Annotated in this window: 10 protein-coding genes; 8 read left to right on the top strand and 2 right to left on the bottom strand. The window is 56.9% G+C overall.

Annotated features, from left to right (window positions below; translation table 11 throughout):
- Window positions 1–336 precede the first annotated feature (336 nt).
- Window positions 337–1,137: a helix-turn-helix domain-containing protein gene (locus LAO21_11655; GenBank protein MBZ5553368.1), complete on the bottom strand. Its 801-nt coding sequence runs from the start codon at window positions 1,135–1,137 to the stop codon at window positions 337–339.
- Between the two features lie 277 nt (window positions 1,138–1,414).
- On the opposite strand from LAO21_11655, the gene boxC reads away from it, so the two are divergent.
- The 7 genes from boxC (at window position 1,415) to LAO21_11620 (ending at window position 10,831) form a co-directional block, all read left to right on the top strand.
- Window positions 1,415–3,112 carry a 2,3-epoxybenzoyl-CoA dihydrolase gene (gene boxC / locus LAO21_11650; protein MBZ5553367.1) on the top strand — a complete coding sequence of 566 codons (1,698 nt, stop codon included), beginning with the start codon at window positions 1,415–1,417 and terminating at the stop codon, window positions 3,110–3,112.
- A gap of 180 nt (window positions 3,113–3,292) precedes the next feature.
- Window positions 3,293–4,708 carry a benzoyl-CoA 2,3-epoxidase subunit BoxB gene (gene boxB, locus LAO21_11645; protein MBZ5553366.1) on the top strand — a complete coding sequence of 472 codons (1,416 nt, stop codon included), beginning with the start codon at window positions 3,293–3,295 and terminating at the stop codon, window positions 4,706–4,708.
- A gap of 39 nt (window positions 4,709–4,747) precedes the next feature.
- Window positions 4,748–5,290 (top strand): (2Fe-2S)-binding protein, encoded by a 543-nt coding sequence (locus LAO21_11640; protein ID MBZ5553365.1) that lies wholly within the window; start codon window positions 4,748–4,750, stop codon window positions 5,288–5,290.
- 245 nt (window positions 5,291–5,535) lie between these two features.
- Window positions 5,536–8,097: a molybdopterin-dependent oxidoreductase gene (locus LAO21_11635; protein MBZ5553364.1), complete on the top strand. Its 2,562-nt coding sequence runs from the start codon at window positions 5,536–5,538 to the stop codon at window positions 8,095–8,097.
- A 215-nt stretch (window positions 8,098–8,312) separates the two neighbouring features.
- Entirely contained in the window at window positions 8,313–9,293 is a 981-nt protein-coding gene (locus LAO21_11630) for a pyridoxal-phosphate dependent enzyme (GenBank protein ID MBZ5553363.1), read from the top strand.
- Between the two features lie 15 nt (window positions 9,294–9,308).
- On the top strand, window positions 9,309–10,307 hold the full coding sequence (locus LAO21_11625; GenBank protein MBZ5553362.1) for an FAD binding domain-containing protein: 999 nt from the start codon (window positions 9,309–9,311) through the stop codon (window positions 10,305–10,307).
- A gap of 200 nt (window positions 10,308–10,507) precedes the next feature.
- A complete protein-coding gene (locus LAO21_11620) occupies window positions 10,508–10,831 on the top strand; it encodes a hypothetical protein (GenBank protein ID MBZ5553361.1) in 324 nt (107 codons plus the stop codon).
- A 66-nt stretch (window positions 10,832–10,897) separates the two neighbouring features.
- Here the strand turns inward: LAO21_11620 and LAO21_11615 are convergent, their stop codons facing one another.
- Complete coding sequence (locus LAO21_11615; GenBank protein MBZ5553360.1) at window positions 10,898–12,193, bottom strand: DUF711 family protein; 1,296 nt, start codon at window positions 12,191–12,193, stop codon at window positions 10,898–10,900.
- A gap of 244 nt (window positions 12,194–12,437) precedes the next feature.
- On the opposite strand from LAO21_11615, the gene LAO21_11610 reads away from it, so the two are divergent.
- Window positions 12,438–14,234 carry a PAS domain S-box protein gene (locus LAO21_11610; GenBank protein ID MBZ5553359.1) on the top strand — a complete coding sequence of 599 codons (1,797 nt, stop codon included), beginning with the start codon at window positions 12,438–12,440 and terminating at the stop codon, window positions 14,232–14,234.
- Window positions 14,235–14,338: the final 104 nt, after the last annotated feature.

Raw genomic sequence — 14,338 nt, 5'->3', positions numbered from 1 at the left:
GTTGATATACTTCTTGCTAGGGGTCGTTTGTTTGGTCATTGTCCGCTCCTTTGAAAAAGTGATCTGTCTTTCCGAGGAGCTTACCAAAAAACGACCCGCTCATTCGAGTCGTCACGGTCCTTCATAGGATCTGACCCCGGTAATGGACCCCGGTAGTGCACGACTTCAGTCGTGCGGGGGACGGCGAGTCTGGTGGAAGGGGCACGACTTCAGTCGTGCCGGGGAGGACGAACTTAGCTTCTTGAATTTTAGTCTTTCCCGGGCTTAAGCCCGGGAAAGAGGGTCTGTTCTGAGCAGGCACGACTGAAGTCGTGCCCTTCCAAGTCCCACCCAACTCTAACCGAGCGCGTCCCTTTCAAGGGCTTGGAGGGCGGCTTCCGTCACTTCACTTAATGAGAGCCGCGACGTGTCGATCATATGGTCGGCCTGCCCGTAGAGCGGCTCCCGTGCTGCGAGCAGGGCACGCAGTTCAGTCATCGCTGAAGGGTTGTTCTTCATGGGCCGCGTGTCACCCTGCTTGAGAAGTCGGTTCCAATAAACTTCAGGAGCGGCCTTCAACCAGACCGTGGTGCAGGATTGCTTGACGAGGCCCCACGTGCGCGGATCGGTGACCAGCGATCCCCCGGTGGCGAGCACCATTGGCTTTGAAGTCCTCAAGGTTTTTTTCAGGACTTGATACTCCAATCGACGATAGTAATCCTCTCCATGCAGGGAGAAGATCTGTGCCAGCGGCATCGAGGCGGCCTTCTCAATAAGGGAGTCCAATTCCACGAAAGGTTGCTTAAGCCGCCCGGCCAACTGAACGCCCACGCTGGTTTTTCCGGCGCCGCGGAGACCAATCAAGGCGATCATCCGCTGGCGGCCGGGGACTTGACCGCTCGGCTTTCTTTCGGTCAGGGAGGCGCTTGGGATCAGGTCGCGCAAGGGCTGGTGCAACGCCTCGGCCACCTGCGCCAACCGGAGTACGGAGATGTTTCCATCTCCTGCTTCGAGTTGGGCCAGAAAACGGGGAGAGATCTGAGCCCGTTCTGCCAGTTGCGATTGGGTCCATCCCTGCGAAAGGCGCCGCTTTCGAACTCGCGCACCGATGGCTGACAGGAGGTCCTTTCGGTTCGACAATATGTCGCTGTTGCTCATCGATTGTCCCTTGGGAAGAATCTTGAGCTATGAAACGGATTATCTGTCTAACTACCGAAGCCAGAAGCGAGAAGCCGGAAACCGGAGGTCGGAAGTCAGAGCTCAGAAATGCGACCACTAGGATCACCGTCTCTGGCTTCTGGCATCCGGCTTCTGGCGTCCATTGATTACCTTCATGTTCATCGAATGGAGGTGCTCATGCATTATATTGCACTTGTTGGGGATGTCAAATTGTAATATACTGCGAGACTCACCACAAGAGCGGGAGGATTGTCTGATGGCCATTCCAGCGACCTCACCACCCCAGACGGCCGAGCGGGCGGTGGAGTTTCAAGCTTCTCCGGGACAGTACCGGCATTGGAATCTGGCGGTGGAAGGTGAAGTCGCCACCCTCGGACTGGATGTTCAGGAAGATTCGCCCCTGCGCGAAGGGTACAAGTTGAAGTTGAACTCCTACGACTTGGGCGTCGATATCGAGTTGGCCGATGCCCTCAACCGCATCCGCTTTGAGCACCCCGAGGTCCGCGTCGTGGTCGTGAAGAGCTTGAAGCCGCGCATGTTTTGCGCCGGCGCCAATATCTACATGCTTGGAACTTCTTCCCATCCGTTTAAAGTCAATTTCTGCAAATTTACCAACGAGACCCGTTGCGCCATGGAGGAAGCTTCCCGGTTTTCGGGCATCCGTTTTGTCGCGGCGCTCAACGGGACGTGCGCCGGCGGGGGATACGAGCTTGCCTTGGCCTGTGACGAGATTTACCTGGTGGACGACGGCAGCTCGGCGGTTTCGCTTCCAGAGGTGCCTCTGCTGGGCGTCCTGCCGGGGACGGGAGGGTTGACCCGGCTGGTGGATAAGCGCAAGGTCCGCCGGGATCGCGCGGATGTCTTTTGCACTTTGGCGGAAGGGATCAAGGGAAAGCGGGCGAAAGAATGGGGCCTGGTCGATGAGACGTTCCCAACGAGCAAATTCGATCTGGCGGTGACCTCCCGGGTCAATCAACTGCTCGCGGAAAGTCGGCCCAACTCCGGAGACGAGCCATCAAGATCGACCCCGCAAAAGGGAATCACGCTGCACCCCATTGAGGTTCAGATTACGGAGAGCGGTCGGGATTACAGATACGTTTCGCTCCAGCTCGACCGGAAGGCGCGAGTAGCACATCTGACCGTTCGCGCTCCCGCGGATCCCCCGCCCGATTCCGCGGCGCGAATCCAGGAATGGGGAGACCGGTTCTGGGCCCTGGCGGCTTATCGCGAACTGGATGATGCGCTGCTGCACCTGCGCTTCAATGAGCCGGAAATCGGCTTGGTGTGTGTCCGCACTCACGGCGAATTGGACGCCATCCTCCGGATCGATGAAATACTCTCAAACCACCGGAACCATGGATTGGTGCGGGAGATCATTCTCCATATGGGTCGCGTTCTGCGCCGGATGGATCATACCGCCAAGAGTTTCTTTACTTTGATTGAAGAGGGAAGTTGCTTCGCGGGGAATCTCCTGGAACTTGCACTCGCTTCGGATCGCATCTACATGCGAAACGACCCGGATCAAGCGATTAGAATTGTTACTAATTCGATGAACGCCGGCGCACTGCCGATGTCAAACGGCCTCTCGCGCCTGGAATCCCGCTTTCTCAACGATACCGCCCGGGTCGAGGCTGCTTTGAAACCTCCCGCTCATTTCTCAGCCGACCCCGCGCTCGAAGCTGGCCTTGTCACCCTGGTGCCCGACGGGCTGGACTGGGACGATGAGATCCGCGTGGCCATCGAAGAGCGGACTTCGCTGTCCCCAGACGCCCTGACCGGCATGGAGGCCTCGTTGCGATTCGCCGGCCCGGAAACCACCGACACCAAGATCTATGGACGCCTCACCGCCTGGCAGAACTGGATCTTCCAGCGGCCCAACGCCGTCGGCGAACACGGAGCGCTGACGAATTACGGGAAGCCGACGAAGGCGAAGTTTGACTTTCGAAGGACATGAAGGTATTCAATGGACGCCAGAAGCCGGATGCCAGAAGCCAGAGACTGTGATCCTAGTGGTCTCATTTCTGAGCTCTGACTTCTGACTTCCGACCTCTGGCGTCCGGCTTCTCGCTTCTGGCTTCGGTATCAAGACGGCTACTCCGTTTCACGACTCAAGATTCTCGCCAAAGGACAATTGATGAGCGTCTTCGATAAAATTCCCAACAATGTCGATCTCAGCAACGATCCCCAGCTTCAGCGCGCGCTGGAGAAATGGCTTCCGAATTTCCTGTCCTGGTGGAACGAAATGGGACCGGAGGGGTTCCAGGGGCGCGATGTTTACCTTCGGACCGCCGTGTCGGTAGAGCCCGAGGGCTGGGCCCATTTTGATTATGTCAAGATGCCGGAATATCGCTGGGGGATCTTCCTGAACCCTTCCAAAGAAAACGCCACCATCGGGTTTGGAGATGGTTGCGGCAACCCGGCCTACCAGGAGGTTCCCGGGGAGTTTCGCAACGCACTGCGCCGCATTGTCGTGACCCAGGGCGATACCGAGCCGGCCTCCGTCGAACAGCAGCGGAGCCTGGGCGCCACCTGCCCTTCGATGTACGACCTGCGAAACCTGTTCCAGGTGAATGTGGAAGAGGGGAGACACTTGTGGGCGATGGTGTACATCCTCCAAAAATACTTCGGACGCGACGGCCGTGAGGAGGCCGAGGAGCTGCTTCAGCGGCGGAGCGGCGACACCGACAAGCCGCGCATCCTGGGCGCCTTCAACCAGCCGTGTGATGACTGGCTCAACTTTTACGCATTTACCATGTTCACGGACCGCGATGGAAAATATCAGCTCGCGTCCCTGGCCGAGTCGGGTTTCGAGCCGCTGGCGCGCACCTGCCAGTTCATGCTGACCGAGGAAGCGCACCACATGTTTGTGGGAGAGTCGGGCCTGGAGCGCATCGTGAAACGCACCGCGGAGCTGATGAAGCAGACAAAGAATCAGGGCGACAACGAGGTGAGGGCGCTCAGCGGCATCCCCCTCTCCATCATCCAGCGCTACATCAATTTCTGGTACAGCTATTCGCTTGATCTTTTCGGTGGCGAGATTTCTTCCAATGCAGCGGACTTCTTCTCGGCGGGCTTGAAAGGGCGCTATCTCGAGCAGAAAAAGTATGAAGACCATGTGATCAGTGACACCACCTATTCGCTGACCGTGATCGAGAACGGAAGGCTCACCACGAAAGAGGCCCCGCTCCGGAATGCGTTGAACGAAGTGCTGCGTGGCGAGTATGTCAAGGATTGCGAGCGCGGTCTGGCAAGGTGGAACAAAGCGCTGGAGGAAGAGGGTATCTCCACGAGGCTGGTCCTTCCCTCCACCCGTTTTCATCGCCATCAGGGTGAATTCGCGAACCACTGCTTCGATCTTGAAGGCAACCTGGTTTCGAAGGAAGAGTTCGAATCAAGGGCCCCCTTCTGGCTGCCCGGGCAAGAGGATCGGGCTTATGTGCGCGAGTTGATGAAACCCGTCACTGACCCGGGAAAGATCGCCAACTGGATTGCGCCACCCAAAAGCGGTGTTGGCGGAAAGCCGTTCGATTTTGAGTATGTCCGGTTATGAAGAGAGCAGAGTGCGATGAAGTCCGGAATTAAGAAGACGATGAATCCCAGGGCGAAAAGTCGGAAGCAAAAAGCGCACATTGCGTTCGTCCTGAACGGGGAGCCTTGCGAGGTTGCATTTGCACCTCATAAGACCCTGCTTGAGGTTTTGCGCGAAGATCTGAATCTCACCGGGACCAAGCACGGGTGTGAGCTGGGCGAATGTGGGACCTGCACGGTGCTGCTGGACGGCAAACCGGTTCTCTCGTGCCTCGTCCTGGGCCTCGATGTCGAAGGACACGAGGTGATGACGGTGGAGGGAATGCAACTATCGGATGGCCGGTTGCACCCGCTGCAGGAAACCTTCGCCGATCTTGGGGCCGCCCAATGCGGCTACTGTACGCCGGGATTTTTGCTGACGGCCCAGGAGTTGCTGGAAAAGAATCCGAAGCCGAGCCGTGAAGAGATTGCCCAGGCGCTGTCGGGCAACCTGTGCCGTTGCACGGGCTACATCAAGATTTACGAGGCGGTCGAATTGGCGGCGGCCCGTATGCGCGGGGAAAAGGCAGAGGTCCGCGAGGAAGTTGTGTACGGATTGAAGTGAAAAGCCCTTGTAAGGGCCTGGCTTCAGCCAAATCATGAGCATGTGGATTTGAATCAGTATCTCCGAGGAAGTTGTGTACGGATTGAAGAGACAGGGCCTTGTAAGGGTCTGGCTTTAGCCAGGCCTTGATCACGTTGATTTAAGTCAAGGAGGGCTTTAGCCCTCGAGCTCTTGCGACCTGCGTGGAAAAGCCCGCGATCCTAAAGAACGGGATCACGGCTACCAAACCTTTTGCGGTTTATCTCATGAAGAACGGAAGCTCAAAACATCTCAACGTTGTCGGCAAGCCGCTTCGCAAGATCGATGCCTCGGCCAAGGTAACCGGGCAAACGAAATTTGCCGACGACATCGTGTTGCCGCGGATGCTCTACTGTAAAATCCTGCGCAGTCACGTCCCCCATGCCCTGATTCGAAAAATTGACACGTCGAAGGCTGAGGCGATGCCCGGTGTGGTCGCGGTCATTACGGGGAAGTCCCTCCCCCTCCCCTACGGCATATTACCGGTCAGCCAGGACGAGCACGCGCTGTGCCTCGAGAAGGTCCGCATGATTGGTGATCCGGTTGCCGCTGTTGCTGCCATCGACGAGGATTCGGCGTTTGAAGCCATGAACGCCATCGAAGTGGAATACGAACCTCTGCCTGTCGTTTCCTCGATACAGGATGCATTGAGAAATCCTGAATCTCTGCGCACCGGAGATGGACTTTCAAAGACCGGCGGCTCCGAGAATCCCGGAGAGTGCAAAGAGGCCTGGCGCATCCACAGCTATGGGGATCACGGCAATGTTCACAAGATGGTGGCCTTGGAGTTTGGCGACGTGGAAGAAGGATTCAAACAGGCCGATTTGGTTCGGGAAGATGTATTCTTTTACGAAGGCAATACGCACCTTCCCATGGAGCAGCACGCCGCCGTGGCCCAGGTGGACGGCGACGGCAAGCTCTGTTTATGGAGCTCCACGCAGACCCCGCATTATGTCCACCGGGCGCTCGCAAAAGTACTGGAAATGCCTGCCAGCCGTATCCGGGTCATCGCCACGCCCAATGGAGGCGGCTTTGGCGGCAAGAGTGACCCATTTCCCCACGAGATGATTGTCTCAAAACTTGCCATGATAACGGGCCGCCCCGTGAAAGTAACCCTCACGCGGGAAGAGGTGTTTTATTGCCACCGGGGACGACATCCCGTGCTCATGTGGGTGAAGACGGGGGCAAAGAAGGACGGCGCGATCACGGCGATGCATTTCCGCTCCTTCCTCGACGGCGGGGCTTACGGCAGTTATGGGGTTGCCTCCACCTATTACACGGGGGCGTTGCAGACGGTGACCTACAAAATTCCGAATTACAAGTTCGAAGGCGTCCGTGTGTTTACCAACAAGCCGCCCTGCGGACCCAAGCGCGGCCACGGAACGCCGCAACCCCGCTATGCCCTCGAGATTCATCTCGACAAGATTGCGGAGCAGTTGCGGCTCGATCCAGTGGCAATTCGCAAGAACCATCTGGTGGAGCCCCATTCGCTTACCGCAAATTACTTGAGGGTTGGCTCGATGGGGCTGGCCGCGTGTCTCGACAAGGTGGTCACGGCGAGCGACTTTAAGAACAAATTCCGAAACCTCCCTTACGGAAAAGGCATAGGGCTGGCCTGTGCGTCCTACCTGAGTGGCGCCGGACTTCCCATTTATTGGAATCACATGCCGCATTCCGGGGTGCAGCTCCGGCTGGACCGTCAAGGCGGTGTGTGCGTGATGTGTGGATCGATCGACATTGGACAGGGTTCCGATTCGATCCTCGCCTACCTTGTTGCCGAGGTATTCGGGATTGATCCCTTCGACATTCGAGTCCTCACGGCGGACACTGATCTCACTCCTGTTGATCTTGGGAGTTATTCCTCCCGGGTGACGCTGATGACGGGGAATGCGGCGCTGGAGGCAGCTGAACGCGCCCGGGACCTTCTCGTCCGCGCGGTTTCGGAAAAAATGAACATTCCCGCCACTCATCTTTCCTTTTCCGGGGGCCGGTTATTCGATGTGGAGAATCCCGAGACGTCCATCTCATTCGCCGAGGCGGTTCAAATCGCCGAGGCCAGGTTCGGAACGATTGGGACCGTCGGCAGTTATACGCCGCCTCCCTCAGCGGGAAGATACAAGGGAGCGGGTGTCGGTCCCTCTCCGGCATACAGTTACGATGCGGCGGTCGCCGAGGTCGAGGTGGACCCGCGCACCGGGATTGTGCGGGTGGAGCGAATCTGGATGGCGCACGATATCGGACGCGCCATTAATCCGGCCTTGACCTTGGGACAGGTGGAGGGGTCGGTCTACATGGGATTGGGTGAGGCTCTGATGGAAGAAATGAGTTACCGGGCGAATCGGAATGTCGTGCACAAATTCCCCAGCCTCCTCGAATACAAATCGCCCACGACGCTGGAAATGTGCGACGTGAAGACATTTCTGATTGAAGATCCGGATCCCAACGGCCCTTTCGGCGCCAAGGAAGTCGGACAGGGACCCTTGCTGCCGGTCCCGCCCGCCATTGCCAACGCGGTTTATGATGCGGTCCAGGTGCGCATTGATGAGGTCCCCATCACTCCCGACAAGGTTTTGTCTGCGATTCAGAAGGGGGCCGAAAGACAGGAAGATGACGTGGAATCGACCGACAGCAGAGGAACAGGCATTACCCGGGGGGTCGAAGAACCGCACCGTTATGGGCCCAAGTCCGTTCCTGAGGTGGATTGGCCGGAACCCGTCCGTGTTAAGCCTCCCTGGGAGGGCGGGACGGGAAAGGAAATGTCACGTGAAGCCGTCCATGCAAGAGAGTGAGGAATGTTCGGTACCGAGTTGACCAGATGTCCGCCATGGCAAACCGGGGCTTCCGTGAGACCGCGTGATTATCCCCCGGCCCGCCGCGGCGGGCTCGCCGGGGCTGCCAAAACCCGAAAATCCGCCGGCGATCCGCCGGCAATAATGGCGGATGCCGCGGCGGACCGGGGTTACCAAAACTCAGAAACACCTAAAGAAAGTGTGATTGAATTCTTATGACAACTCCAACCATAAACGCTGAGACTCAGCCAGGACTGGAGACGATTCGGGAAGCTCTCCAGCGAATACGGCCGCACATCCATCGAACCCCCGTCATGACGAGCCGGACGATGAACGAGATGGCCGGCGCCCAGGTCTTCTTTAAGTGCGAGAACCTGCAAAAGGGAGGCGCCTTCAAGGCGCGAGGGGCCATCAATGCCGTCTTGTCGCTGGATGATGCGGAAGCCGCGAAGGGGGTGATCACTCACTCTTCCGGCAACCATGGGGCCGCGCTCTCGATGGCTGCCAGGATTCGAGGCATAAAGGCATACATCGTGGTGCCTTCAAATGCCCCGGCGCCAAAGGTCGGAGCGATCCGAAACTATGGAGGAGAGATCACCTTCTGCAAACCCACCCTGGAGGCGCGGGAGTCGATGACGGATGAACTCATGGCCAGAACAGGCGCCGTCCTCATCCATCCTTACAATAATTACCGCGTCATTGCCGGACAGGGAACCTGCGCCGTGGAGTTCCACGAGCAGGTGGAAGAAGGGCTCGATTTTCTGTTGGCCCCGGTCGGCGGTGGGGGATTAATCAGCGGGACCGCGCTTGCCATGAAAAGTCTTTCCCCCGAAACCTGGATCATTGGATGTGAACCCAAGGGTGCTGATGATGCGTTTCAATCGAAGCAAGCCGGAAAGATCATCCTGCAAGCTCATCCGCAGACCATCGCGGATGGCCTCCGCTCATCCCTGGGAGAGAAGACGTTTCCGGTTATCCATAAGCTGGTGGACGAAATTGTGACCGTCAGCGAGGATGAGATCATCGAGGCGATGCGGCATATCTGGGAACGGATGAAGATCGTCGTTGAGCCCTCCGGCGCCGTGGCGGTCGCGGCGGCGATCTTTAAGAAGATCGCGGGATTCGCGAACCGGAGGATTGGGATTATCTTGTCGGGCGGGAATGTGGATCTGGATCATTTGCCATTTAAGAAATAACGAACGGGTCTCCCGATGATGCGACTCCCAAAGTTTGAGTATCATGCCCCACGGAAGATTGCAGATGCCGTGAAGCTGATGGCGGAAGCCGGCGCCGAGGGACAATTCGTCGCGGGGGGAACGGATCTGTATCCCAACATGAAGCGCCGCCAGCAGACCCCCAAGGTCGTGATTGGTTTGCAGCGTATTGCCGCTCTAAAAAAAATCACAGGTGCTCCTTCAACCACGGGTGTGAGCGTCGGAGCTGCCGTGACCCTGACTGAATTGATTGAGAATCGGACCATTCAAAAATATTACCCCGTCATCGCTCATGCAGCGAGACTGATCTCGACCCCGGTCCTGCAGAATATGGGAACCCTCGGCGGCAATCTGCTCCTCGATACGCGCTGCAATTACTATGACCAGAATTACGAATGGCGCAAAGGAGTTCACTTCTGCCTGAAGAAAGACGGCGATACCTGTTGGGTGGCGCCGGGATCGAAAGTTTGCTGGGCCGTTCAATCGGCGGATGAAGTGCCAGTCCTGATCGCGTTGGGTGCTCGGGTCAAACTGGTTTCTCCCGGGGGAGAGCGGGTGATTCCCATCGCTCAACTCTATTCCAGGTTTGATGGAATTCACTATTTAACAAAACAGCACAACGAACTGTTGACCGAAATCCTGCTTCCTCCGGCCAATGGATGGCGCGCCAGCTACGCAAAACTGAGGCGTCGCGGGGCGTTCGACTTTCCGGTGCTTGGCGTCGCGGCCTGTGTCTGGTTTGAAGAGGATCACGCGACTGTCCGGGACGCGAAACTCATCCTGGGCGCCATCGCCCCGCATGCGATGGAAGTCACTGAAGCGCAGAAACTCTTAATTGGTCGCCCCTTGGGTGAGAGCAGCATTCGCGCCGCCGCGGCCGCTGCGCATGCCGTGGCCAAACCCCTCGACAACACCGATTTCCTCATGTACTGGCGCAAGCAAATGGTTCGCCCTTACGTCGAACAAGCCCTGAATGAGCTTCGCAATCCGGAATGAGCTCCCCCGCCCCGAGAGATCTTCAATAAATCATGGACGCTGATTACACAGACGACACGGATGACACGAATTCATAGTTAGAGCTCCGCACGGTCCGTTTTTCTGCGCGTCCCATCGATTAAACTTCTTGAGATCCTCAATTGTCCAAGAGATTGAAAAACGGAGGGCCCTCCGGAATTCCAGATGAACAGGAGGATGTCATGAAAAAGTTGATGGGTTTTCTTGCGTGCGGTGTGTTCCTTTTCGCCCTCACGCTCCCGATTCTTGCCGGGACACGGACCCCCGGCATCAATCAACGCCAGGCCCGCCAGCAGGCACGAATCAACCAGGGAATCCGGAGTGGGCAATTAACTTACCGGGAAGCCCGTGGCCTTGAGTCTCGCGAAGGAAAGATTCAAGCCGACAAATTGTTCGCCAAGTCGGATGGGAAGGTGACCCCGGCCGAGCGGCGCCAGTTGAATCGTGAATTGAATCGCACCAGCCGGGGCATTTATCGGCAAAAGCACGATGGACAGACCCGGTAAGAGCAGAGTGCGTGTGAAAAGAATCAAGATGAAAGGCGTGATCCCGCCAGGCCGGGATCACGCTGCTCACTTCACAGACATCACCTTCGTATTGACCAGGAACGGATCTTCAAATTCCGTCATGGCCCCTTCCTTTTTCCCCGGTACCACGAGGAGTCGGACGGCAAGAGGTTTCTTCAGCTTGGTGGACTGGGAGGCCACGTCCATGATGACCCTTTCAATTTCAGCCGACGGGGTATCGCCCGGAATCGGCGCCACGTCAATGCCGGTGGCGCAGACCGACGAGAACAGGAGCAGTTTGTCGAGTGACAACCTTCCTTCGGCCGCCCGCCGTGAAATGGTCGCGTCTTCCATGACCGGAATCATCAGTCCGGAATATCCAGCACGCTTTAAGTTCAAGCTCTTCAGGACATCCGTGATCAGGGCGGCAACCGTCAGCGTGCCGTGATCTCCAAACGGGACTCCCGACAGGGTTTCGATCGCTGCGCCGATTGAGACTTCCTTTAACGGAGCCGTGGATACATCCATCCCCTCATAATTCCACCGGGTCTCCTCCGACAATCCCTGAGCGATGACTTCAACCGGATGCAATTGCGCTTCATAGATCTTCTTCAGGTTGACACGAGCTTCCGCAGGCGAGAGGGAATGCGCAAAGGCCTCCTGAACCAGGCTGGCACACTGAATGGCCAGGGCAAATTGCTTTTGGGTTCCGAGGTGGTAAGCAGTGGGGAAGAATGGAATCCCGGCAGGACAGTTTGCTGCCGCGGCAAAGCTGAAGTTTCCGATGCCACCCTTTGAGGCTGTGGAAAGGTTCTTCATGATCTGTGCCGCCGCGCGAACCACTTTCGGTTGAACCCCGCGTTCCGGAGTAGCCACCGTCACGCTGGTATTGGTGGTCTGGGTATGCGACAGAATATCCGTAATCAATGCCACCGCTTCCGGATCGTCGCGGTCTTCGAGAATTCCCGGTCCAATGGATAGATCGAGGTGGTGCTGCACCGCCAATCGATCCAGTTTTTGGATCAGTTCGAGTGCCGCCCGGTGTGACATGCTTTTCGTATATTCCGGAAAGGGCTGGGTGGCCAGCCGAATGGTTTGGACCTCGAACCCGGCCGATTGAAACCGGTCCCGGGATTTCTCCAGGAACTGAACCGCCTCGGAGACCGCCTCTTCGATCCGGCCGGGGTCGATGGAGACAAACGCCGTAATGGCGCGGATCTTGAAGAACGGCGGGGATTTTTCCTCGGGGCTTGAGGCGGGAATCGCACTTCTCAGCGAGTTGCTCGCCTTTGCCGAAAAGCTCAGAAGAAGGGCAGCGATGGCAATCATGGCCGCCGGGATGATCCAATATCGCGGTTTCATTCCTTATTTCCTTTCGTGACCTGAGTTGAGCGGTGGGATTGCCAGATCCCGCTTGAGCATGGACAGGGAGTTTCCACTCCTCTTTATGATAAAGAAATCGCAGGTGGGGGGCAATGGAACAGTGACGCATGCGGGTTCCTTGGGAGAAGTTCCTCCTCCGGGTCATTATTTTCTAAAGTTTTCCCTCCTTTAGCCGAAAAAATAAGCAGCACGGGCGAGGAACCTTCTCTCGCCAGGAGCACTCATGGACTTTTATCTAGCCGACGGATTGACCACATTTCTCACCATCGCTCTGTTCGCGGTTATCTTCTTCGTCTTCTCCAAGCGAGGGTTGAGGGAGCGGTTTTTCACGCTGTGGACACTCGGCTGGGGGCTGTTACTGCTCCAATATTTGGCACAGGTAGCCGTCATTAACGGCCTGGGAAACATACAGTTTGCACTCCTTCTGGATGAGATCTTGCTGGCGGCTGCTGCCATCATGTTCTGCCTCAGTGCGCGGACCTTTGTTGGCTTGCGAACGCCCCGCGCCCCGGTTGTCGGTCTGGGCCTCCTGTTTGCACTCCTCAGCTACTGGCAAGCCTATCATTCCGCCTCCGCGACCCCCGATGTCACGCGCTCCAATACCCCAGGTTATTTTTGGAAGGTGCTGGTGTTTTACCACTTTTCCGTGTTTAGCCTGTTGATCGGTCTCGTATTTCTATACACCGGCTGGGTGTTTTTCCGCTCTCGAGAGAGACCGCATTCCATCGGGGTCCAAACGCTGATCTTCGGCTTTGCGGCGGGCGGAATCGGCCTCATGAGTTTTGGTATCGTTCTGAGGTGGGAGTATCTCACCCCACTGCTTCTGCAATTCCTTGACCTGCCCCGATTCTTTGCGGCGGTGGGTATGTTCGTTTACTTGTTCGAGCGCGAGAAAGTCGGGGTGCAGAAGCATCGGGATGACGCCGTGAAACACCGCGAGTTTGTCCAGAGCCTGGTGGACAATGCGAACGATTCCATTTTTGTCACCGATCAAGAGGGCAAGTTTCAATGGGCCAACAAGAAGTGTGAGGAGGGGTTGGGCCTGAGTTCCGAAGAGCTGAAGGGAAGAAGCTATCGCGAGTTTATTCGGGGGAAAGACCGATTCCTTGTGGAACAGGCGGCCACTGCTGTTTTTCAGGGCAAGCCCCAATCCCTGGAAATTCAGATGGAAGCGCCCCAGGAGAATTACCGCACTCTTCAAATCTCCATGTCGCCTGTCTATGACGCCGAGAGCCACGTCACCGGCGTCCTGACCGTGGGGCGCAATGTCACCGAAATGAAGACCATGGAACGGCAACTCCAGCATGCCGAGAAACTCATGGCTCTCGGCCAGATGATTTCGGGGGCAGCCCACGAGTTGAATAACCCGCTGACTACTGTCATGGGGTTTTCTGAGCTTTCGCTGCAGGATAAGGCGCTCGATCCGAAATTGCGTCAGCGATTCGACCGCATCCTCCAGGCGGCGGCGCGCTCCAAGAAAATTGTAGAGAGTCTGCAAAGCTTCGTCCGGGTCCCCGAACATGCAGTGGAATCCATCGAGCTGAACGACCTCGTCGTGGAATCTTTAAGTCCGTTTGAAAAGGATTTTCAGGACTGTCATATCAACACGAAGTTGCGCTTTGGGCATGATCCCATGTGGGTCAATGTCAATCGGGATCGCCTCGTTCAGGTGATTCAAAGCATCCTGAAAAACGCCATGGAGGCCATCCGCGATGTAAAGGATGGCGGGACCATCGCCATCTCGACAGGAATAGATGGCGACAACACGTTCGTGTCGATTTCTGACGACGGACCCGGAGTCAAAGACCCCAACCGGATCTTCGAGCCCTTCTATACGACGAAAGAAGTGGGCAAGGGCACCGGGATGGCACTCAGTGTGGGACACTCGATCTTGCAGCATTACGGCGGGAAGATCACCGCCGAGAATAACTTGAAAGGCGGCGCCACCTTCAGAATTATTCTCCCCGTCATCTCGGTAGATGTGAACCCGGAAACCCAATTTTCGGTGAACGCTCCCTGAAGGTACACCCCTTCCCGCTAAAGAACAGCCCACCCTCCTCGTGAATTCAAATAAACTATAATACTTTCGCAACAAGAGACAGACTTATGGAAAGTAGTCTCGAT

Source organism: Terriglobia bacterium, assembly GCA_020073085.1.
Classification (GTDB): domain Bacteria; phylum Acidobacteriota; class Terriglobia; order JAIQFV01; family JAIQFV01; genus JAIQFV01.
Note: the sequence above shows the minus strand (reverse complement) of the source record. Positions and strands in the feature narration are given on the sequence as shown.